Source organism: Flavobacterium sp. AK-345 (assembly GCF_058310175.1).
Map to the genome: position 1 here is coordinate 240,464 of NZ_JBZEER010000003.1, position 21,315 is coordinate 261,778.

The window sequence follows — 21,315 nt, forward strand, 5'->3', positions numbered from 1 at the left end:
TTTCTCAACTATTTCGTTTAAATTCACTTAGAATAATTGCTGTTGCAGTAGCTACGTTTAAACTTTCGGTTTTTTGTAGCTCTCCAAATCTTGGAATTGTGAGTCGGCTGGTAACCGTTTTTTCAATCTCTGCCGAAATACCATTGGCCTCATTACCCATAATAATGATTCCGTTTTGTGGTAAATTAGATTGATAAATGTTTTCTCCATTCATAAAAGTTCCAAAAACAGGTAATTTTGTTTGCGAAATAAAAGTTTTCAAATCGACATAATTTACGTTTACTCTGGTAATAGAACCCATTGTAGCCTGAACTACTTTGGGATTGTAGATATCAACGGTTTCTTTTGAACAAATAATTTGTTTGATGCCAAACCAATCGCAAAGACGCAAAATGGTCCCTAAATTTCCGGGATCACGAATGTCGTCTAAAGCTACAATTAAACCAGAGTCGGTAATTTTATTTTCGGCAGGAATTTTAAAAACCGCCAAGCAAGAATTTGGAGTTGATAAAGCACTTATTTTTTTAAGTTCCTGCTCATTAATAAGCGTACGTTTTGAAGGCTCAACTATTTCGAAATCATTTTGTGTTGTGTATAAATGTTCTAATTCAAAATTGGATTGCAAGAGTTCTTGAATTACTTTTACTCCTTCGGCAAAAAATAATTGATTTGCAAAACGTTGCTTTTTTTGATGTAAACCTGTTATAAGTTTTATTTGGTTTTTACTAACCATAAAATAATGTACTTTTGAATTAAATATTAAAAAACACTTGAAAAAGAATTCCACAAAAATAGTAGCATTTATTCTAATAGCAATATTTATTTCTGCTTGTAATGCCGTAAAAAGAGTTCCGGATGGAAAAAACCTTCTTGTGAAAAATAATATTCTGGTTAATGGAAAGTCTACAAACGACGAAATAGCATCAAATCAAATGTACCAAAAACCAAATGGTACTTTATTAGGCTACAAATTACGTTTAAACATGTACAATTTAGCCAATTTAAATCCTGATTCTACTTATCAGGCAAAATTTAAAAACAATCCAGGTCTTTATGAGCGCCAGGCAAAAGTTTTATCTGCAAAGCAAGTAGATCGTCTTGGACAATCATTTTTATATAAAGGAATTCACGAATTTTTAAAAAATACCGGTGAACCGCCTGTTATTATAGACACTGCAAAAACAAAAAAGTCGCTGACTCGTTTAAAATATTATTATTTCAACAATGGATTTTTTAATGTAAAAACAGATTATAATATTGATAGTGTTGGCAGAAAAAAAGCTCAGGTAAATTATAATATTACAACGGGACCAGGTTATACTTTAGATTCAATTAAAACCAACATTCTTACTCCTGCTCTCGATTCATTATACAAAACAAATAATGAACCTTCTCTTTTAAAATCCGGAAATCAATTTAAAACTTCTGATTTTGAGGAAGAAAAAAGCCGTATTACCACTTATTTCAGAAATCATGGTGCTTACTTTTTTCAGCCAACTTATATCAATTATAATATTGATACGATTGGCAAACAAAACAAGGCAGATGTAACTTTAATTATTAAAAACAATAACATTCAGGAAAGAGATTCGAGCCGCACTGAACCTTTTAAATTGTATAAAATCAGCGATGTCAATATTTATACAGATTATTCTCCAACGAATGCAAAAACAAAAATTAACGATAGTACCGCTTATAACAACTTTAATTTATACAGCTATAAAACCTTAAAGTATAAACCCCGCGCAATAACAGATGCGATTTTTATCACAAAAGGAAGTACTTTTTCTGATACACGAACAACCCTTTCTTCCCGATATTTGAATAATTTGAAGATTTTTAATTATCCTTCGATACAATATGAGGTCGACAAACGAGATCCCGCAGGAGAATCTTTAATTGCTAATGTTTATTTAACACCACGAAAGAAATATAGTTTTGGGGCTACCTTGGATTTTACACATTCTAATATTCAAGATTTTGGAATTGGAGCGAGTGTTTCTGAAACGATTCGAAATGTTTTTAACAGGGCTGAAACTTTAGAAATCTCGGCGCGTTTAAATATCGGATCATCAAAAGATATGGCCAATCCAAATAATAATTTCTTTAATGTTTCGGAATACGGAATTGATACAAAACTTAATTTTCCAAGAATCTTGATGCCGTTTGGAACTGAAAAAATTATTCCGAAAAGAATGATTCCTTCAACGAGTATTGCAGCTGGTTTTTCAAAACAAAGAAATATTGGTTTAGATAAAGAAAATTTTACAGGTGGATTATCTTACAACTGGTCTCCAAAAAGACGTAATACAGTAAAACTTGATTTATTGAATGCACAGTTTGTACGTAATTTAAATCCAGGCAATTATTACAGAGTTTATACTTCTTCTTATAATGAATTAAACGGCATTGCAAATCAATACAATACTGATGCGACAAACATAGATGAAAATGGAAATTTAATCATTAGCCAGGGAACAACGAATTTTACTAATGAAGTTTTAAACAATCAAACAGCATTAACTCCGGCAGATGCACAATATAAAGATGTTGAAAGTATTGAGGAAAGAAGAGTAAGATTGACAGAAAACGATTTTATTCTGGCAACGAGTTATACTTTTACCACAACAACAAAAAAAGATCTTGCCGACAATACTTTTTATCAATTTAAAACTAAAATAGAATCTGCAGGAACTTTATTATCAGCTATTTCGAGCGTTGCGGGTTTAGCTAAAAACACAAACGGCAACTATGAAATTTTTAATTTGGAATATTCAGAATATGTAAAAACCGAATTAGATTATATTAAACACTGGGATTTTGGTAAAGAAAAAGTTTTGGCAGTAAGGAGCTTTTTTGGAATCGCAATTCCGTTTGGAAACTCAAATTACATTCCGTTTTCAAGAAGTTATTATGCGGGAGGTTCTAATGATAATCGTGCATGGCAGCCTTATTCATTAGGTCCCGGAAGCACAAATGCTTTGAACGATTTTAATGAGGCCAATATGAAAATTGCAATGAGTGCCGAATTTCGATTTAAAATCTTCGGAGATGTCAAAGGAGCTATCTTTGCAGACGCCGGAAATATCTGGAATGTACTCGATAATGTGATTGATGACAAAGCAAAATTCAACAACTTAAACGATTTAGAAGAAATTGCTTTGGGGTCAGGATTTGGTTTACGTTACGATTTAAGCTTTTTTGTGATTCGTTTAGATTTAGGCTTTAAGACCTATAATCCGGCGCATCCAGAGGGAGATCGTTGGTTTAAAGAATACAATTTTGGGCACTCGGTTTTAAATTTTGGAATAAATTATCCTTTCTAATGCTAATTAATTCTTATTTTTGCAACCTAAAAACTAAAAACAACTATAAAAAAAATTACAATGGCACACAATATTAAACCAGGAGTAGCTACAGGAGATCAGGTTCAGGAGATTTTTAATTATGCGAAAGAAAAAGGTTTTGCTTTACCAGCAGTAAATGTTACAGGGTCTAGCACAATCAATGGAGTTCTTGAAACTGCAGCAAAACTAAACGCGCCAGTTATCATTCAATTTTCAAACGGAGGAGCACAATTTAATGCTGGAAAAGGATTATCTAATGCAGGTGAAAAATCAGCAATCGCTGGTGGAATCGCTGGAGCAAAACATATCCACGCATTAGCAGAAGCTTACGGTGCAACAGTAATTTTACATACTGACCACTGCGCAAAAAAATTATTGCCTTGGATTGATGGTTTGTTAGATGCATCTGAAAAACATTTTGCAGAAACAGGAAAACCATTATTTAGTTCTCACATGATCGATTTGTCTGAGGAGCCAATCGAAGAAAACATTGAGATCTGTAAAGAGTATTTAGCGAGAATGAGTAAAATGGGTATGACATTAGAAATCGAGCTAGGTATTACAGGTGGTGAAGAAGATGGTGTTGACAACTCTGATGTCGACAGTTCTAAATTATACACTCAGCCAGAAGAAGTAGCTTATGCTTACGAAGAATTATCTAAAGTAAGTCCTAAATTTACTATCGCTGCAGCTTTTGGAAACGTTCACGGTGTTTACAAACCAGGAAACGTAAAATTAACTCCAAAAATCTTAAAAAATTCTCAGGATTTCGTTCAAAACAAATTCAAAACTGGTCCTAACCCGGTAGATTTCGTTTTCCACGGAGGTTCCGGTTCTACACTTGAAGAAATCAGAGAAGGAATTAGCTACGGAGTTATCAAAATGAACATTGATACAGATTTACAATTTGCATATACTGAAGGAATTCGTGATTATATGGTTAAAAACATTGACTATTTAAAAACACAAATTGGTAACCCTGAAGGTGCTGATGTTCCTAACAAAAAATATTATGACCCAAGAAAATGGGTACGTGAAAGCGAAGTGACATTCAACACAAGACTTGAGCAAGCTTTTGCAGACTTGAATAACGTAAATACACTTTAAATTTTAGATTTCTGAATTTAGATTTTAGATTTCTGAAATACGAAGCCTAAGATCTAAATTTTGAATCAGTTTTGAAAATCTAAACTTTAAAATCTACATTCTAAAATTATAAAAATGGCTTGGTTTAAAAGACAGGAAAAAGGGATTACAACCGCTACAGAAGATAAGATGGACGTTCCGAAAGGATTGTGGTACAAATCTCCTACTGGAAAAATTATTGACGCTGACGAATTAGCCCGAAACTTATTTGTTAGTCCGGAAGATGATTTTCACGTTAGAATTGGAAGCGCAACCTATTTTGAAATTTTATTCGACAATAACGAATTTGTTGAGTTAGATAAAAACATGACATCAAAAGATCCTTTGCATTTTGTGGATACAAAAAAATATGCAGAACGATTGAAAGATGTAATGGAAAAAACACATCTTAAAGACGCTGTACGTACCGGAGTAGGAAAATCTAAAGGAAAAGAACTTGTAATTTGCTGTATGGATTTTGCCTTTATTGGTGGATCTATGGGAGCTGTTGTAGGTGAAAAAATTGCCAGAGGTATTGATCACGCGATCAAAAACAATATGCCTTTTGTAATGATTTCTAAATCTGGTGGAGCTCGTATGATGGAAGCAGCTTATTCATTAATGCAATTAGCAAAAACATCTGTTAAACTTGCGCAGCTTGCTGAAGCTGGTTTACCTTACATTTCTTTATGTACAGATCCAACTACAGGAGGAACAACTGCATCTTACGCCATGTTAGGAGACATTAACATCTCTGAGCCAGGTGCTTTGATTGGTTTTGCTGGTCCGCGTGTGGTTCGTGATACTACAGGAAAAGATTTACCGGAAGGTTTTCAAACGGCTGAGTTTCTTTTAGAGCACGGTTTCCTTGATTTTATTACACCAAGAAAAGATTTAAAAGACAAAATCAACTTATACATTGATTTGATTCAGAATAACAATATTAGATAGTTTAAAACTTCTAAAAACATTTAAAATCTCATCCGCTTAATTGCAGGTGAGATTTTTTTATTCTACAAACATGTCGTCCCTACGGAACTTTTGAATGTGTGCATTTCAATTTCAATGGAATAAATTCCTTTGCTACCAATATGTAGTTCCTCCGGAACATCTTGATTCCTTGTACTTCATATTTCAACGGAATAAATTCCGTTGCTACCAACATGTCGTTCCTCTGGAACTTTTTCAGGAATTCAAAAATCTTAGAGATTTAGCATCTCAGAACCTTCCAAAAAAACTTAGAACCTTAGCAACTCAGCATCTTAGAATCTTAGAGCTACATTCCCGTTCTAATTGCCTCAACAGGATCCAAATTTGCTGCTGAAATCGCAGGTAAAATTCCAGATATTAATCCGATAAGCGCAGCCAGAGTTGTTCCTAAAATTATATTTCCAAAGCTTAAGACGAATTCAAAATCGAGTGCTTTTGTTAGAATCAATGCAATTCCCCAAACCATCAACAAACCGATAATTCCGCCAATTACAGAAAGAATTATGGCTTCGAATAAAAACTGAAATAAAATAAATCTGTTTTTAGCGCCAAGCGATTTTTGAATTCCGATTAAATTGGTTCTTTCTTTTACGGATACAAACATAATATTTGCAATTCCGAAACCTCCAACCAAAAGAGAAAATCCGCTGATAATCCATCCTACAACATTCATCTGGCCTAAAATTCCATCTATAAAATCGGTAAATCCGGAAAGTACATTGATGAAAAAGTTATCCATCTCCCCTGCTTTCATTCCGCGAATTGCTCTTAGTTTTTGTGCAACTTCGGCTTTGTAAGCATCCATATCAATTCCTTTTACAGGCTTTAAAACTATTACAGGCGTCATAGCATCGCTGTCGCCGTACATTCTGCGAAGAAAATTTGCCGGAAAATAAACAGAAGTATCATTACTGTCTCCAAAAAAACCTGCTCCTTGTTTTTTCATTACGCCAATGACCGTGAAACGCTGTCCGTATAAACGAATACTTTTTCCGACAGGATCACTTTCTCCAAAAAGTCCGTTGGCAATATCATATCCTAAAACAATTACAGGAGTTCCTGAATTGGATTCAGATTCATTATAAAATCTTCCTTTGTCGAAACTTAAGCCATCAATATCGACCATTTCAAATGATGACGGAACCATATTTACATCGGCAACGGTTTTCGAATCGTATTTTAAGCTTTCACGATTTACGAATAATTGATATCCAACTTGTTCTGTATTATTTAGTGAATTTTTCAAGTTGATGTACTCGTCATATTTTACATTGGGGAATTGCTCTCTTTTCCATTGCGGAATTTCTGACGGCCCAAAACAATATTTCATTAAATAAATCGTATTTTTATCTAAACTGCTCAAATCTTTAGAAATTTTTCGGTCTAAAGAATCAACAGCAGCAAGAACAGCAATAATTGAAAATATACCAATTGTAACACCTAACAAAGACAATAAAGTTCGCAATTTATTATTTCGTAAAGCGTTAATGGCAAAGCTCAGACTTTCTTTTAATAACCGAAGATAAAGTAGCATATAATAGTATTTTTCAATAAAGTAAAATTCAATAAATTAAAATCAAAAACCTAATAAAAATCAACTTACTCATGAGTACATTTTTTTAGTATAATGTTACATTAAATCCTTTAAAATAATATTTAAAAAAACTACTTTTGCAGTCTGAAAATCATAACTACACAATGAGCACAACTAAAACAATACAATCGGCATTAATATCTGTTTTTTCAAAAGATGGACTAGAGCCAATCGTTAGAAAATTACACGAACAAAATGTAACACTTTACTCAACTGGCGGAACAGAAGATTTTATTAAAAACCTTGGAATTCCGGTAGTTCCTGTTGAAGACATTACTTCTTTTCCTGAAATTCTTGGTGGAAGAGTAAAAACATTACACCCGAAAATTTTTGGCGGAATTTTAAATCGTCAGGATAATGAAAGTGATGTTCAGCAAATGAAAGAATTTGATATTCCTCAAATTGATTTGGTGATTGTTGATTTGTATCCGTTTGAGAAAACTGTTGCTTCTGGTGCAAGTGAACAAGATATTATCGAAAAAATTGATATTGGCGGAATTTCATTGATTCGTGCCGGTGCAAAAAACTTCAAAGACACGGTAATTGTGGCTTCGGTAAATGAATACAGTTTGCTTTTGGATTTGATTACAGAGCAAAATGGAGCAACAACTCTTGAAAACAGAAGATTGTTTGCTACAAAAGCATTTCATGTTTCATCTCATTATGATGGTGCTATTTTCAATTATTTTAATACTGATGAAACAATCTATAAAGAAAGTATTGCAGGTGGTCAGGTTTTAAGATATGGTGAAAATCCGCATCAAAAAGGTTTCTTTTTTGGAGATTTTGATGCAATGTTTAAAAAAGTCCACGGAAAAGAGTTATCTTACAATAATTTATTAGACGTTGATGCTGCTGTAAACTTAATTAACGAGTTTAAAACTGACGGACCAACGTTTGCTATTTTAAAACATAATAATGCTTGTGGTTTAGCTTCAAGAAAAACAATCAGCGAAGCTTATTTGGCAGCTTTGGCTTGCGATCCAACATCTGCTTTTGGTGGCGTTTTAATTGCAAATACTAAAATTGATTTGGCTACGGCACAAGAAATCAACAAATTATTTTGCGAAGTTGTAATTGCTCCAAGTTATGATGATAATGCAATTGAAGTTTTACAAGAAAAGAAAAACAGAATCATATTAGTTCAAAATGAAGTTGAATTACCTTCAAGACAAGTAAGAACATGTCTTAATGGTTTGTTAATTCAGGACAGAAATAATATTACAGATAATAAAGAGCATTTAAAAACCGTTACTACGACAGAGCCTACGGCTCAGGAAATAGAAGATTTGATATTTGCTTCAAAAATTTGCAAAAACACAAAATCAAATACGATTGTCTTTGCTAAAAACGGAACATTAATTTCGTCAGGAACAGGTCAGACATCAAGAGTTGATGCTTTAGTACAGGCTGTTGATAAAGCAAAAGCTTTTGGCTTTGATTTAACCGGCGCTTCTATGGCAAGTGATGCATTTTTCCCTTTTCCGGATTGTGTTGAATTAGCCAAAAAAGCAGGAATAACCGCAGTAATTCAGCCGGGAGGTTCAATAAAAGACGAATTAAGTATAAATTATTGCAACGAAAATAATCTTGCAATGGTATTTACAGGAACACGTCATTTTAAACATTAATTTGTTTAACTTTGTTCGATAAATTATTTATAACATTTTAAACCCCTAAAAAACTTATGGGATTTTTTGATTTCATGACCGAGGATATTGCGATAGACCTTGGTACCGCAAACACTTTAATCATACATAATGATAAAGTCGTTATTGATAGTCCGTCGATCGTTGCACGTGATAGAATATCAGGCAAAATCATTGCTGTTGGTAAGGAAGCTAACATGATGCAGGGTAAAACACATGAAAACATCAAGACCATAAGGCCTTTGAAGGATGGTGTAATTGCCGATTTTGATGCTTCAGAAAAAATGATCAATATGTTCATTAAAAGCATACCAGCACTAAAGAAAAGAATGTTTACTCCAGCATTAAGAATGGTAGTATGTATTCCATCTGGTATTACTGAAGTTGAGATGCGAGCAGTAAAAGAATCTTGTGAAAGAGTAAACGGAAAAGAAGTTTACTTAATTCACGAGCCAATGGCAGCAGCAATTGGTATTGGTATCGATATTATGCAGCCAAAAGGAAACATGATTGTTGATATTGGTGGTGGTACTACCGAAATTGCCGTTATCGCTTTAGGGGGAATTGTATGTGACAAATCTGTAAAAATTGCAGGTGACGTTTTTACAAATGATATCGTTTATTACATGCGTACTCAACACAATCTTTTTGTGGGAGAAAGTACTGCAGAGAAAATAAAAATTCAAATTGGAGCCGCTATCGAAGATTTAGATGGACCTCCTGAGGACATGTCAGTTCAAGGTAGAGATTTACTTACCGGTAAGCCAAAACAAGTAGATGTTTCTTACCGTGAAATCGCTAAAGCATTAGACAAATCAATTCAACGTATTGAAGATGCTGTAATGGAAACTTTATCTCAAACACCTCCTGAATTAGCTGCTGATATCTACAATACAGGTATTTATTTAGCTGGTGGTGGATCAATGTTAAGAGGTTTGGATAAACGTATTTCGCAAAAAACAGATTTACCTGTTTACATTGCTGAAGATCCATTAAGAGCAGTAGTTCGTGGAACTGGAATGGCACTTAAAAACATTGCAAAATTTAAAAGCATCTTAATAAAATAAGATTCACATAACAAATTAAAATATCTTTATGAGAGTCGAATTGAATCATTCGGCTCTTGTAAAATTTGAAGCCCTAAAGCATATCCTGAAACAAAATAACCGAACAAGAAATGCAGCAAATTTTTAATTTCATTATACGAAACAGTAATCGATTGCTGTTTTTGCTGCTTTTAGGTATTTCGTTGGCTCTCACAATTCAATCTCATTCCTATCACAGAAGCAGAGTAATCAGTTCGGCTAATTTTTTAAGCGGAGGTGTTTATGAAAAAATTAATCATGTAAATGAATATTTGAATTTAAGAACCGAAAATGACGAACTGGTACTTGAAAACGCAAGATTAAAAAGCCTTTTATTTAATAAAAAAGACACCACAAAAATACCTTTGGCTGACAGTATAAAAGGAGTAAAACCTGCTGATATCATTGTTTCAAAAGTAATTCATAACTCTTACAGCACTCACGAAAACTATATTACCTTAAATTCCGGAGCAAAAGACGGAGTGAAACAGGATATGGGAGTAATCAACAGTTTAGGAATTATTGGTGTGGTTGATAATACATCAAAAAACTATTCTACTGTGGTTAGTATTTTGAATATGAAATCTCAGATTAATGCTAAAATCAAAAAGTCAAATCACTTTGGTTCTTTAACCTGGAACGGTAAAAGCACCGGATATGTTCAGTTAGAAGATGTACCTAGATTAGCATCAATCAGAAAAGGCGATACAATTGTTACAGGAGGCCAATCTGTAATTTTCCCTGAAGGAATTAACATTGGTACCGTTGATAAAATTTACATTAAAGACAAGACAAGTTTTTACGTCATAAACGTAAAACTATTTAACGATATGACCAATCTTGGACATGTTTATATTATTAAAAGTAAAGACCGCGAAGAACTTATTAATTTAGAAAAAAAGGAGAAAGATGAATAGCGCATTGTTAGTCAATATTTTTCGGTTTATTATATTACTGGCAATTCAGGTTGTTATTTTTAATAATATGAATTTCTTAGGATACATAAGTCCTTTTCCGTATATTCTTTATATCATTCTTTATCCGGTAAACAGTAACAAATCAGGTTTAATAATTTCGAGTTTCTTACTTGGTCTTACCATGGATATGTTTTGTAATTCTGGCGGAATTCACGCAACAGCTTGTGTAATTCTGGCGTATTACAGGCCTTATATTTTTAAATTCTCATTTGGTCTAAGTTACGAATACCAAACAATCAAACTAAATGAGTCTTTAACACCCGAAAGGTTTTCGTTTATTCTAGTATCGGTTTTATTACATCACATTATACTATTTATACTCGAAGCTTTTCAGTTTAAATTTATCTGGGACATACTATTAAGAACTTTATTTAGTTCGATATTCACCATAATTATTTCAATCATAATAATTTATCTTATTAAGCCCAATAGAAGATGAGAAAAGTCCTGCTGCCCTCTTTAATTATTATTGCAGCATCTTTGCTAGTGATCAGGATATTTTATTTGCAAATTATTGATGATTCATTCAAATTAAAATCAGAAAATAATGCAATAAAAAAGGCGTATGATTATCCTGAAAGAGGATATATATATGACCGAAATGGAAAATTATTGGTAGCCAATCAGGCTTCTTATGACATTATGGTTATTCCACGCGAAATTAAAAAAGACCTTAATGTTTCTGAGTTCTGTAATTTGCTTGGTATTACAAGTGAAGAATACTATAAAAGAATTGCAAAAGCAAAAGTTTATAGTCCAAGATTACCGTCTGTTTTTCTATCACAATTAAATAAATCAGAGTTTGCCGCTTTTCAGGAAAAAATCAGAAAATATGACGGTTTCTATTTTCAGAAAAGATCGCTTCGTGATTACGAGGTAGATTATGGTGCAAATATCTTTGGTTTTATCACTCAGGTAAATGAAAATTTAATTGCCAAAAATCCATATTACAACAGCGGGGATTTAATAGGAATGCAAGGAGTTGAGCAAAGTTACGAAGAAATTTTACGCGGAATAAAAGGGGTAAAATATATTCAGAAAGACAAATACAACCGAGAAATTGGTTCTTACAAAGATGGTAAATACGATACCATTGCCGTTGCCGGAGAAGACATCAACTTAACAATTGATGCTGAACTTCAAAAATATGGCGAAGAATTGATGATTAATAAAAGAGGTGGAATTGTAGCCATTGAACCAAAATCAGGAGAAATTCTTGCTTTGGTAACTGCTCCATCGTATGATCCGGGTATTTTGGTTGGACGACAAAGATCTAAAAATTACACGCTTTTATATCACGATTCGATTGCAAAACCTTTGTATGACAGAGGACTTTTGGCGGAATATCCTCCAGGTTCTCCATTTAAAATTTTGACTGGCTTGGTTGCTTTACAAGAAGGTGTTATCAACGAGCAGACCACTTTTATGTGTCACCACGGATTTAGTTATGGTAGAGGTCGTTTTATGAAATGTCACGGTTTTGGGCCGCATCAATTACATAACGGAATTTACAATTCTTGTAATACCTATTTCGCACAAGCTTATATGCTTACGATTAACAAATTTTCTAATCCAGGACAAGCGGTAGATGTTTGGAGTAACCACGTTAGAAGTTTTGGTTTAGGACAATTTATGGGATATGATTTACCTACGGGTAAAAAAGGTAATATTCCAACTTCTAAAACATATAAAAAAATATATCCTAACGGAGGCTGGAGAAGCACAACAATTGTATCTAATGCTATTGGTCAGGGAGAGGTTTTAATGACGCCTATTCAGCTTGCGAATATGATGGCAACAGTAGCAAATGAAGGTTATTACTATACGCCTCATATTATTAAAAAAATTGAAGGAAAAAAAATCGATGCTAAATTTACAACCAAGCATGAAACCACTATTGATAAAAAATATTTCCCGCCTGTAATAAGTGGTCTGTTTGATGTTTATAATAAAGGAACTGCTTACGCATTGAGAGTTGAAGGAATTGATATTTGTGGAAAAACAGGTACAGCTGAAAACTATGCCAAAATAAACGGTAAAAGAGAGAAGCTAAAAGACCACTCTATCTTCGTAGCTTTTGCTCCAAAAGACAATCCGAAAATCGCTATTGCAATTATGATTGAAAATGGAGGTTTTGGTGCTACAGTTGCGGGACCAATTGCCAGTTTGATGATAGAAAAATATCTAAGAAAAAAAATTACCCGAACAGATTTAGAGGTTCGTGTATTAAACAAAAGCTTAGCAAGCGAATATGCAAAATTGGGAGGAATGAACGAAGCAAGTGCTATCGAATCGACTCCTAAAGATTCTGTTTTGAAGGCTAAAATTGTTGTAGCGAAAGTGAAAGTGCCTACAACAACTACAGCTCCAAAAACAGAAATTAAAAAAACAGCCGTAGACACTACTAAAGAGAACTAATAAGGATTATTTCAAATGAGAAATCAAAGTGTAAAAAATAATATTGATTGGATAAGTGTCTTTATCTACATTGCCTTAGTAACTCTGGGTTGGCTGAATATATATTCATCTTCCCTATTGTCTACAGATGGCACTTATGAAAAACAATTAATATTTATTGCCTGTACTATTCCGTTAATACTTGTTGTTCTGTTTGTAGACGGTAAGTTTTACGAAAAATACGCCAGTATTATATTTGGTGTTTCCTTGTTATCCTTAGCGGGATTGTTTCTTTTTGGAAAAACAATAGCCGGACAAAGATGCTGGTATGCTATTGGAAGTTTTACAATTCAGCCATCTGAGTTTGCAAAAGCTGCAACATCATTGGCTTTGGCCAAATATTTAAGTGACAGTCAAATTAACTTAAAGGAAACAAACAGACAAATTCAGGCATTGGCCATTGTGTTTTTGCCCGTGCTTTTAATTTTACCACAACCCGATCCCGGAAGTGCTTTAATCTATAGTATTTTTATTGTTGTTTTGTTTAGAGAAGGATTACCTTCATGGTATGTCTGGACAGGTTTTATAACAATTTTGTTATTTGTATTAACGCTGGTTTTAGAGCCTTATGTCGTTATACTAATTGCTTTAGGAGTATTAATAATTATACATTTTAAAGGCCGGGCAGTAGATCGAAATCTACTTTTAAGCACGATACTTTTGGCTTTGATTTCAGGTTTTGTTTTATCTGTCGATTATGTTTTTGACAATGTTTTTAAACAGCATCATAGAGACCGTTTTAATATTTTACTAGGAAAAACAGTTGACATGAAAGGTATCGGATACAATACCAATCAATCTGAAATTGCGATTGGATCTGGCGGCTGGATAGGAAAAGGCTTTTTAGAAGGAACTCAAACCAAAGGAGGTTTTGTACCAGAACAACATACCGATTATATTTTTACAACCGTTGGAGAAGAATGGGGTTTTGCCGGATCACTTGTTGTTATTCTTCTTTTTGCCGGATTGCTTTTAAGAGTGATTTATTTAGCCGAAAGACAAAAAACAAAATTTAGCCGGGTATACGGTTATTGCGTTGCAGGAATTCTGTTTATTCACTTTTTTGTAAATATAGCGATGGTTGTGGGTATCTTCCCTACTATCGGGGTTCCGTTGCCGTTCTTTTCGTATGGAGGTTCCGGACTTTGGGGATTCACTATTTTATTGTTTATCTTCTTAAAAATGGATGCTAACAAGGTTAATGAATGGTAAACATACATTAAATTTCAATCCCGAAGCCTCGGGATAAATTCCAAATTCTAATTGATATAAAAAAATCCAAGTTTATGACTTGGATTTTTTTATGCCTATATTTTATGCTTTCAATTTAAAAACTATCTATCGCTATAGAATGGGTAAAAACTAAACATTGTGGAGAACATTAATTTTTATTCTGATTTTACCACTACGCAGACTTTCAAATTAATTCATTTTGCTTCATAAAAAAAGTCCGAAGTTAAAACTTCGGACTTTTCACTATATATGATTTCGATTATATTTTTTCAATTGGTCTTTTCTTTAATAATTTAAGAAGAACCGGGAATGTAGAGATTATTACAATTATAATGATGATGTATTCAATATGCTCTTTTAAATTAATTCCTTGTTTTAAAAACACTCCATATAAGTAATGGCCGGAAAAAATCAATAAGAAGGACCATAAAAACGAACTCAAAACATTATAAAACATAAATTTCTTTTTGTCCATCGAAACTATACCTGCAATAATTGGAGCGAAAGTTCTAAAAATAGGCAAAAACCTAGCGTAGATAATAGCTTTTCCTCCATACTTTTCAAAGAAATCTTTTGACTGTAATAAATATTTCTTTTTGAACCAGAAAGAATCTTCTTTTTTAAATAAATAATATCCGCTTTTAGCACCAAACCAATAACCGGTCATATTTCCAAGGACTCCCATTATAGCAACTAAAATTGAAAGTATAAAAACATTTATAAAATCACTTGGAATATAAACTACATTTTGAATTAAATCACGACTGTAAATACCTGCTAAAAACAACAAACTATCTCCGGGAAGAAAAAAACCAGCAAAAAGTCCTGTTTCGGCAAAAACTATAAACAAAACAATATACAAACCAATTTGGAAACCTCCGATGCTTAAAGTAATATAAAATTCAGGGTTAATTAATTGGGTCCAATCAAAATTATTCATAAAATGGTTTGGTTACATTTATAGTTGGTGAAAGTAACAATAATTTACTTTAACCACAATAAAATACGGTATTTTAAAGATAAATTAACTATTCAAAGAAGCCCAGGCTATCAAACCTGGGCTTTAAATTATTAACCTCTTTCGTACTTACAACAAGAGTGCAAATTATCGTAATCTTCCTGAGTTGCTTTTACTTCTTTTGTGTCATGACCTACTTTGGCAATGGCTTTATTTAAATCAGCAGGCGAAGATTTCTCTTCATTTAATATTACACTTAATTGATGTGTATTAATATCCCAGTTGGCTGTTTTTACGCCAGGAACACTATAAGCCGCTTTTTCGATTCGCTTTTTGCATTGCTCACAATTTCCGTTTACCTCTGTTGTATATTTAAAATTCTTATTTTTTTTAGTTTGGGCTTGTGCCGAAAATCCTAAAAAAGTGATCATCGCAATTAAAATTAAATTTTTCATATTATTATTTGTTGTTATTGAATTGATTTTTAAAATTGATATCGATATTCATTGACATTGTTATTGAATTATTTTATTTTAAATCGTAATCCTGCATAATACATTTGTCCGTAAATAGGCGCATATGCAATCGAAGCGTCAAAATTTGGACCAAAAGGATTATCTGCTCCTAAAATAGCCTTTTCTTGTTTATAGTTTCCAATATTTTCTCCACCAATATAAATTTCAAAAACAGGAGAAAAAACTCTTGTTACCTGAATATTCATCACAGCATAAGAAGGAGAAAAATCAGGAAATTGATCTGCAGCTGGGTTTGAAGCCGTGTATGGCAATTGCTGTTTTCCTGACCAGTTAAAAGTATAATCGAATTTCCATTGTTTGTCATCGTTAAGATTGGTTTCGTATTCCAAATTCCCTAGAAAACGATGTTTGGCCTGCAGCGGACGCTGAAAAGTTCCTCGCAAATAATCGGTCTGAATGTCATAATATTTATAAGCGGTACGCAAATTCAGATTATGTGCTAACTCATAATTAAACTCAACCTGCAGGCTATTCGCAAATGAATTTCCTTTTAAATTATAAAACAAAACTTCCTGCGGACTTTGCATTAAATCGACAATGGCCTGATTTTGAAAATCGGTTCTGTAAAAATCAAAACCCGCATCGGCATTTTTATTAAAAAGTTTAAATTTTTGAGAGAAACTAATACCATAATTCCATGCAATTTCAGGATTTAATCCATAGGTTTTTCCGTTATTATCTAAAATTGAAAAAGTTCTTGAACTCGCAAAAAGCTGTTGATTTTCGGCAAAAATATTGGCAGAACGTTTTCCTCTTCCGGCAGAAAAACGAATTACTCCATTTTTCCAAGGATTGTATCGCATGTGTAAACGTGGCGTTACGAAAAAACCAAGACGGTTATGATTATCAACTCTTCCTCCTAAAATTAAACTAAAATTATCGGTGTTGTCATATGTATATTCAAAAAATGCCCCAACTGAATTATCAATTCGGCTATAATCGTTTACATTCACAAATTCCTGATATTGATCGTAAGTAAAATTTAAACCCGTTGTGAATTTATGTTTGGTATTATTGATAATTGAATTAAAGATTAAATTCGAATAATAACTATTTTGCTTAATATCATATTGGTTTAAACCAAAATACGAATCTTGATTATGACTGTTAAAAGCATTTTGAAAACCGATACTTTGATAAGGCATATCTTTAAAAACATAACCAATTTTAGTAGAAACCTCAAAACGTTCGGTATTAATTTCTGATCCCCAGAAATTCGTTGTCCCGCGATCTCTGTCTTTATCAAAATCGACTTCTCCGGTTTGTTTTTTATCATTCATATATCTGAAATTGATAAAACTCACCAATCCGCTTTCGGGATCATAATACTGATATCTGTTTAAAACATTGATTTGTTTCCCTAACGGATTATCTAAAAATCCGTCATCGTTCATATCATTCTTCGCTACTCGCGTATTTCCGTGTACAAACAAACTTGTTGCCCATTTATCCGATAATTTTTTATTGAAATGCGTATTTAGCTCAAAACGAGAATCTGTAGAACCATAAGCATTCAGAAAAAACGGAATATCGCTTAAAGGTTTTAAAAGCTCTGTGTTTATTTGTCCCGAAATACTTTCGTAACCATTAATAACACTTCCTGCCCCTTTTGTAATCTGAACACTTTCTATCCAGGTTCCGGGTGTAAATGATAATCCGTAAACCTGAGAAGCGCCACGAACCGAAGGGATATTTTCTTCGGTAATCATTAAATACGGACTTGTTAAACCCAACATTTTAATTTGTTTGGTTCCCGTTAAGGCATCAGAAAAATTGACATCAATTGATGGATTTGTTTCGAAACTTTCGGCCAGATTACAACATGCCGCTTTCAGTAATTCTTTACTGGTTATTGTGGTTGTATTTGCCGTAAGCGTATAGGATTTTTTAATTCCTTTTTGCTTTTTTGTAATTTTCACTTCCTCCAAATCTTCTTGCGAAAACACAGAAACAGAAAGCAAAATCATCACAAAAAGCATAATATTTTTTTGCATAAAAAAATGATTTTAATTATTTAGAAAATGCTGTTTTTGAATTCTCACAAGAAATAAAAACAGGGAATCACAAGCCAAAGTCAGGCTTGATTCTAAACATTAAAATCAGGCGTAAAAAATATATTGTTGATATAATTGATATAAAGGCGGCGCATTCGCATCAGAATAATACGAAGTGATTTGATTGCTTTTGAAAATAGGAATTGATAAAAAAGCAATTGGTTTAAATTCCTGAATTATTGCAGGAAAAGCAATTTGAAAAAAGAATATTTTGATAGTGGCATCATCTGATTTTTTTTCAAAATGAACTACTTTGTCTTTACAACAAGAAGATTTTTTTTCGGATGCTCCACAGCATTTTTTTTCAGAGGAAACAGAAGCTGTGGTATTTAATGAAACAGAAGCAATTTTTCCTCCGCAATAATGCACATCAAAAGCAAACCCAATGTTGGAAACCAACAATAGGAAAGCTAAAAATAGTCCTGTGCACTTTTTTAAATTCATATTGCAAAACTATTTAAAAAGCTTCGAAAAAGCGCAAAAAAAATGTTATTTTTTGAGATTTTGCTGCTGATAATAAAAAGCCGGAATAAATAACAGCACAAATATTGGCTGAATAATAAATCGTCTTATATAGAAAAGAATCCAACTTCCTTCCAGATAAAATTTCAGGATTGCGAAAAACATACCGAAAAGCAGCAATAAAAAAAAGACGTATAAAACGGAACTGAATTTAATTATCTCAACATCTTCAAACAAAGAATAAATTAATACTAAAGACAATACTGTATTCAAAAAATACCGAAATAAAAGTCCTCCAAAAAGCCTCAAAAGGTCAACTTCGGGAAAAGGCAAACTTTTAAAATCAGATTCAAAATAAACTAAAAAAGGATCATAAAAAAGCTGATTTTCAAAAGCTCTGATAATTCCGAAACAGGTTACAATTACAATTGCTATTATAATTTTCCACTTATGTTCGAATATGTTATTTAGCATACTTTGAAAATTTATTCACCCAAATGATCCACAAAATAAAAACTACTCCGTAAATAACTAATGGAAAAAGAACTCCATGCAGAATATGTTCTTTTTCGGGGAAATGAAATAATAACACCGTTAGTAATGCAATTCGAATTACATTTAACAGATATATGATAAGGATTCCAAAAAGAATAAAAAACAAAGTGGTTTTAAATTTTCCTGAAAATGCAACTACAAAAGATACAAATAATATAATAACACTTATGGCATTACAGCCTTCTATGATTCTCAATGTATATCTTTTGTTGTACCAAACCTCTATATAAGGATTCGCGATACTTTTGAAAATTTTAATATCACAATTAAACAAATCCATTAACTGGTTAACATTATGACCAACAACATTTGTTATTCCGTCAACATCATTGATTTCAAAACTATTCAAATAGAATTTATAAATTACCGTAAGCAATATATAAACACCAAAAAAAGTGCTAATAAAAATTAGAAATGGCTTGAATTGTAATAAATATTTTCTCAAAAGATTTTTTTTCAAATTTATATATTTTTTAACTTCCGCTTTAAATACTTTTGTATAAAATTTTTATACCATGACATTTCAGGAATTACAACCGAAAATAAGCGCTATAGTAGCTGAAAACAAAATTGTTAGAGACGAAAAACTTTTGGCAATTTGTCAATTATTAAATGCAAATGTAGAATATTATAACTGGGTTGGTTTTTATTTTGCCAATCATGAAAACAAAACCTTGCATTTGGGTCCCTATGTTGGCGCAGAAACAGATCATACTGTGATTCCGTTTGGAAAAGGAATTTGCGGCCAGGTTGCAGAAAGTAATGCCAATTTTGTAGTACCTGATGTTGCTGCTCAGGACAATTATATTGCATGCAGCTTTACAGTAAAGTCTGAAATCGTTGTTCCTTTATTTGTAAATGGTGTAAATATTGGTCAGATTGATATTGACAGCCATGTTATAGATCCTTTTACAGAGGCTGATGAACGATTTTTAGAATTTGTAAATCAAGAAGTTGCTAAACTATTCTAAAAGGGCTATTTTTAATAAAAAATAGAACTGAATGAAGAGAAACATATTACTCCTTTTGCTTCTGATAATTTCAGCTAATCTGTTTTCACAAATTAATGTAATGTCTAAGAAAATTTTTCTTGACTCATTAAATCGTGAAACAACGCCCGAAAACTACAGTTACACACGAATAATTACGAATTATTCTCAAAAAAGTGTAAGATACGTTGTTACCGACTTCTACAAAAACGGAAGAAAGAAAATGACAGGTACTACTTTAGACAAGGATATTTTAAAAAAAGATGGAGAATTTATTTGTTATTATAAAAATGGGGCAAAAGAATCTGTCGTAAATTATTTAGAAGATCATAAATTAGGCAAAGAAATTAATTGGTACGAAAACCAAAGTAAGAAATCTGAAAAACAGAATCTCTGGGATTCAAAAACAAAAAAATCCCAAACTTTAATTCTTAATTACTGGGATGAAAACAAGAATCAAACCGTAATTGATGGAAACGGAGAATATGAAGAAACAGATAAATATACAACACAAAAAGGAACTATTAAAAACGGACTAAAACAAGGTACGTGGCAAGGGAGTGACATTTTGCGCAAGATTACCTTTATTGATAATTATGATCGGGGCGTTTTAATTTCGGGCGTTAGTATCGATGAAAACAATGTGAAATCTTTGTATTCTTCTTTAGATAAGAAACAAGCAGGCAGAAAATAATTATAATCGTAATAGTTAGATCATTATATGTAATACCTATTACAGTACCAATTAACAATCTAAAAAAAGATCGAATATTGCTCAAAAAACAAAATTTGGTATTCTATTTTAAGATTCTCTTATTTTTGTTTGATTCTTTTGTTTTTTTACCTTATTTTTGCACCCGTCTTACAAAAGATGTATGACATACATAAAAATCATTAAATAATATTGGAATGTATTTAACTAAAGAAAAGAAAGAAGAGATTTTCGCACAACACGGTGGTGCAACAAACACTGGAAGCGCAGAAGGTCAGATTGCATTGTTCACTTACAGAATTTCACACTTAACTGAGCACTTGAAAAAAAATCGTCACGATTACAACACAGAGCGTTCTCTTGTACTATTAGTAGGTAAAAGAAGATCTTTGTTGGATTACTTGAAAAAGAAAGAGATCAACAGATATCGTGAGATTATCAAAGTATTGAATATCAGAAAATAATCAATATAGAAAAGAGGTGCGAAAGTGCCTCTTTTTGTTTTTAGATTACAAGCATTTTATAAGAAAAAAAGTTTGGTTTTTCATTGGGTTTTAGAAACAACAACTACACACAACAACTACAACACAAC

General features: G+C 32.5%; 20 protein-coding genes. 12 read left to right on the forward strand and 8 right to left on the reverse strand.

The window, feature by feature from the left end; genetic code table 11:
• Positions 1-4 precede the first annotated feature (4 nt).
• Positions 5-733 (reverse strand): TrmH family RNA methyltransferase, encoded by a 729-nt coding sequence (locus AC4FQ3_RS07915; protein ID WP_042566118.1) that lies wholly within the window; start codon positions 731-733, stop codon positions 5-7.
• 37 nt (positions 734-770) lie between these two features.
• Between AC4FQ3_RS07915 and tamL the strand changes: the two genes are divergently transcribed.
• The 3 genes from tamL (at position 771) to accD (ending at position 5,423) form a co-directional block, all read left to right on the forward strand.
• Entirely contained in the window at positions 771-3,326 is a 2,556-nt protein-coding gene (tamL, locus tag AC4FQ3_RS07920) for a translocation and assembly module lipoprotein TamL (RefSeq protein ID WP_491181505.1), read from the forward strand.
• A 60-nt stretch (positions 3,327-3,386) separates the two neighbouring features.
• Entirely contained in the window at positions 3,387-4,454 is a 1,068-nt protein-coding gene (gene fbaA, locus AC4FQ3_RS07925) for a class II fructose-bisphosphate aldolase (protein WP_042566116.1), read from the forward strand.
• A 114-nt stretch (positions 4,455-4,568) separates the two neighbouring features.
• Positions 4,569-5,423 carry an acetyl-CoA carboxylase, carboxyltransferase subunit beta gene (gene accD / locus AC4FQ3_RS07930; protein ID WP_042566115.1) on the forward strand — a complete coding sequence of 285 codons (855 nt, stop codon included), beginning with the start codon at positions 4,569-4,571 and terminating at the stop codon, positions 5,421-5,423.
• 325 nt (positions 5,424-5,748) lie between these two features.
• Here the strand turns inward: accD and AC4FQ3_RS07935 are convergent, their stop codons facing one another.
• Positions 5,749-6,996, reverse strand: coding sequence for an ABC transporter permease (locus tag AC4FQ3_RS07935; protein WP_491181506.1), 1,248 nt, complete (start codon positions 6,994-6,996; stop codon positions 5,749-5,751).
• Between the two features lie 164 nt (positions 6,997-7,160).
• On the opposite strand from AC4FQ3_RS07935, the gene purH reads away from it, so the two are divergent.
• The 6 genes from purH to rodA all read left to right on the forward strand — a co-directional run bounded on the left by purH (position 7,161) and on the right by rodA (position 14,436).
• A complete protein-coding gene (gene purH / locus AC4FQ3_RS07940) occupies positions 7,161-8,687 on the forward strand; it encodes a bifunctional phosphoribosylaminoimidazolecarboxamide formyltransferase/IMP cyclohydrolase (protein WP_491181507.1) in 1,527 nt (508 codons plus the stop codon).
• A gap of 56 nt (positions 8,688-8,743) precedes the next feature.
• Positions 8,744-9,772 carry a rod shape-determining protein gene (locus tag AC4FQ3_RS07945; protein ID WP_007804822.1) on the forward strand — a complete coding sequence of 343 codons (1,029 nt, stop codon included), beginning with the start codon at positions 8,744-8,746 and terminating at the stop codon, positions 9,770-9,772.
• A 110-nt stretch (positions 9,773-9,882) separates the two neighbouring features.
• Positions 9,883-10,707 carry a rod shape-determining protein MreC gene (gene mreC / locus AC4FQ3_RS07950; protein WP_042566111.1) on the forward strand — a complete coding sequence of 275 codons (825 nt, stop codon included), beginning with the start codon at positions 9,883-9,885 and terminating at the stop codon, positions 10,705-10,707.
• On the forward strand, positions 10,700-11,206 hold the full coding sequence (locus tag AC4FQ3_RS07955; RefSeq protein ID WP_042566110.1) for a hypothetical protein: 507 nt from the start codon (positions 10,700-10,702) through the stop codon (positions 11,204-11,206). The genes mreC and AC4FQ3_RS07955 overlap by 8 nt, the downstream gene beginning before the upstream one ends.
• The gene (mrdA, locus tag AC4FQ3_RS07960; RefSeq protein WP_491181508.1) at positions 11,203-13,185 is read left to right on the forward strand and encodes a penicillin-binding protein 2; all 1,983 of its coding nucleotides are present in this window, start codon (positions 11,203-11,205) and stop codon (positions 13,183-13,185) included. Before AC4FQ3_RS07955 ends, mrdA begins: the two co-directional genes overlap by 4 nt.
• Positions 13,186-13,200: 15 nt before the next feature.
• The gene (gene rodA / locus AC4FQ3_RS07965; protein WP_491181509.1) at positions 13,201-14,436 is read left to right on the forward strand and encodes a rod shape-determining protein RodA; all 1,236 of its coding nucleotides are present in this window, start codon (positions 13,201-13,203) and stop codon (positions 14,434-14,436) included.
• 280 nt (positions 14,437-14,716) lie between these two features.
• Here the strand turns inward: rodA and AC4FQ3_RS07970 are convergent, their stop codons facing one another.
• From AC4FQ3_RS07970 to xrtF, 6 genes are all read right to left on the reverse strand, one after another.
• Positions 14,717-15,397 (reverse strand): DedA family protein, encoded by a 681-nt coding sequence (locus AC4FQ3_RS07970; protein ID WP_318802344.1) that lies wholly within the window; start codon positions 15,395-15,397, stop codon positions 14,717-14,719.
• 131 nt (positions 15,398-15,528) lie between these two features.
• Complete coding sequence (locus tag AC4FQ3_RS07975; RefSeq protein WP_042566106.1) at positions 15,529-15,870, reverse strand: heavy-metal-associated domain-containing protein; 342 nt, start codon at positions 15,868-15,870, stop codon at positions 15,529-15,531.
• Between the two features lie 68 nt (positions 15,871-15,938).
• Positions 15,939-17,945, reverse strand: a complete 2,007-nt coding sequence (locus AC4FQ3_RS07980) for a TonB-dependent receptor plug domain-containing protein (RefSeq protein ID WP_491181510.1) — start codon at positions 17,943-17,945, stop codon at positions 15,939-15,941.
• Between the two features lie 105 nt (positions 17,946-18,050).
• Positions 18,051-18,449, reverse strand: coding sequence for an HYC_CC_PP family protein (locus AC4FQ3_RS07985; RefSeq protein ID WP_471732977.1), 399 nt, complete (start codon positions 18,447-18,449; stop codon positions 18,051-18,053).
• 45 nt (positions 18,450-18,494) lie between these two features.
• Entirely contained in the window at positions 18,495-18,941 is a 447-nt protein-coding gene (locus AC4FQ3_RS07990) for an exosortase F system-associated membrane protein (RefSeq protein WP_491181511.1), read from the reverse strand.
• Positions 18,931-19,482, reverse strand: coding sequence for an exosortase family protein XrtF (gene xrtF / locus AC4FQ3_RS07995; RefSeq protein WP_491181512.1), 552 nt, complete (start codon positions 19,480-19,482; stop codon positions 18,931-18,933). Before xrtF ends, AC4FQ3_RS07990 begins: the two co-directional genes overlap by 11 nt.
• A 55-nt stretch (positions 19,483-19,537) precedes the next feature.
• Here xrtF and AC4FQ3_RS08000 point away from each other — a divergent pair, with 55 nt between their 5' ends.
• From AC4FQ3_RS08000 to rpsO, 3 genes are all read left to right on the forward strand, one after another.
• Positions 19,538-19,993, forward strand: a complete 456-nt coding sequence (locus AC4FQ3_RS08000; protein ID WP_491181513.1) for a GAF domain-containing protein — start codon at positions 19,538-19,540, stop codon at positions 19,991-19,993.
• Positions 19,994-20,093: 100 nt separating this feature from the next.
• Complete coding sequence (locus tag AC4FQ3_RS08005) at positions 20,094-20,705, forward strand: hypothetical protein (RefSeq protein ID WP_491181514.1); 612 nt, start codon at positions 20,094-20,096, stop codon at positions 20,703-20,705.
• Positions 20,706-20,920: 215 nt separating this feature from the next.
• Positions 20,921-21,187, forward strand: coding sequence for a 30S ribosomal protein S15 (gene rpsO / locus AC4FQ3_RS08010; protein WP_042566099.1), 267 nt, complete (start codon positions 20,921-20,923; stop codon positions 21,185-21,187).
• Positions 21,188-21,315 lie beyond the last annotated feature (128 nt).

What these genes read in the sequence shown, in the direction of transcription:
- AC4FQ3_RS08000 (WP_491181513.1), top strand. Translation starts at nt 19,538, where the DNA reads ATGACATTTCAGGAATTACAACCGAAAATAAGCGCTATAGTAGCTGAA.
- accD (WP_042566115.1), top strand. Translation starts at nt 4,569, where the DNA reads ATGGCTTGGTTTAAAAGACAGGAAAAAGGGATTACAACCGCTACAGAA.
- AC4FQ3_RS07915 (WP_042566118.1), bottom strand. Translation starts at nt 733, where the DNA reads ATGGTTAGTAAAAACCAAATAAAACTTATAACAGGTTTACATCAAAAA.
- AC4FQ3_RS08005 (WP_491181514.1), top strand. Translation starts at nt 20,094, where the DNA reads ATGTCTAAGAAAATTTTTCTTGACTCATTAAATCGTGAAACAACGCCC.
- fbaA (WP_042566116.1), top strand. Translation starts at nt 3,387, where the DNA reads ATGGCACACAATATTAAACCAGGAGTAGCTACAGGAGATCAGGTTCAG.
- AC4FQ3_RS07975 (WP_042566106.1), bottom strand. Translation starts at nt 15,870, where the DNA reads ATGAAAAATTTAATTTTAATTGCGATGATCACTTTTTTAGGATTTTCG.
- mreC (WP_042566111.1), top strand. Translation starts at nt 9,883, where the DNA reads ATGCAGCAAATTTTTAATTTCATTATACGAAACAGTAATCGATTGCTG.
- rpsO (WP_042566099.1), top strand. Translation starts at nt 20,921, where the DNA reads ATGTATTTAACTAAAGAAAAGAAAGAAGAGATTTTCGCACAACACGGT.
- AC4FQ3_RS07980 (WP_491181510.1), bottom strand. Translation starts at nt 17,945, where the DNA reads ATGCAAAAAAATATTATGCTTTTTGTGATGATTTTGCTTTCTGTTTCT.
- purH (WP_491181507.1), top strand. Translation starts at nt 7,161, where the DNA reads ATGAGCACAACTAAAACAATACAATCGGCATTAATATCTGTTTTTTCA.
- AC4FQ3_RS07990 (WP_491181511.1), bottom strand. Translation starts at nt 18,941, where the DNA reads ATGCTAAATAACATATTCGAACATAAGTGGAAAATTATAATAGCAATT.
- AC4FQ3_RS07970 (WP_318802344.1), bottom strand. Translation starts at nt 15,397, where the DNA reads ATGAATAATTTTGATTGGACCCAATTAATTAACCCTGAATTTTATATT.
- rodA (WP_491181509.1), top strand. Translation starts at nt 13,201, where the DNA reads ATGAGAAATCAAAGTGTAAAAAATAATATTGATTGGATAAGTGTCTTT.
- AC4FQ3_RS07935 (WP_491181506.1), bottom strand. Translation starts at nt 6,996, where the DNA reads ATGCTACTTTATCTTCGGTTATTAAAAGAAAGTCTGAGCTTTGCCATT.
- mrdA (WP_491181508.1), top strand. Translation starts at nt 11,203, where the DNA reads ATGAGAAAAGTCCTGCTGCCCTCTTTAATTATTATTGCAGCATCTTTG.
- AC4FQ3_RS07945 (WP_007804822.1), top strand. Translation starts at nt 8,744, where the DNA reads ATGGGATTTTTTGATTTCATGACCGAGGATATTGCGATAGACCTTGGT.
- AC4FQ3_RS07955 (WP_042566110.1), top strand. Translation starts at nt 10,700, where the DNA reads ATGAATAGCGCATTGTTAGTCAATATTTTTCGGTTTATTATATTACTG.
- AC4FQ3_RS07985 (WP_471732977.1), bottom strand. Translation starts at nt 18,449, where the DNA reads ATGAATTTAAAAAAGTGCACAGGACTATTTTTAGCTTTCCTATTGTTG.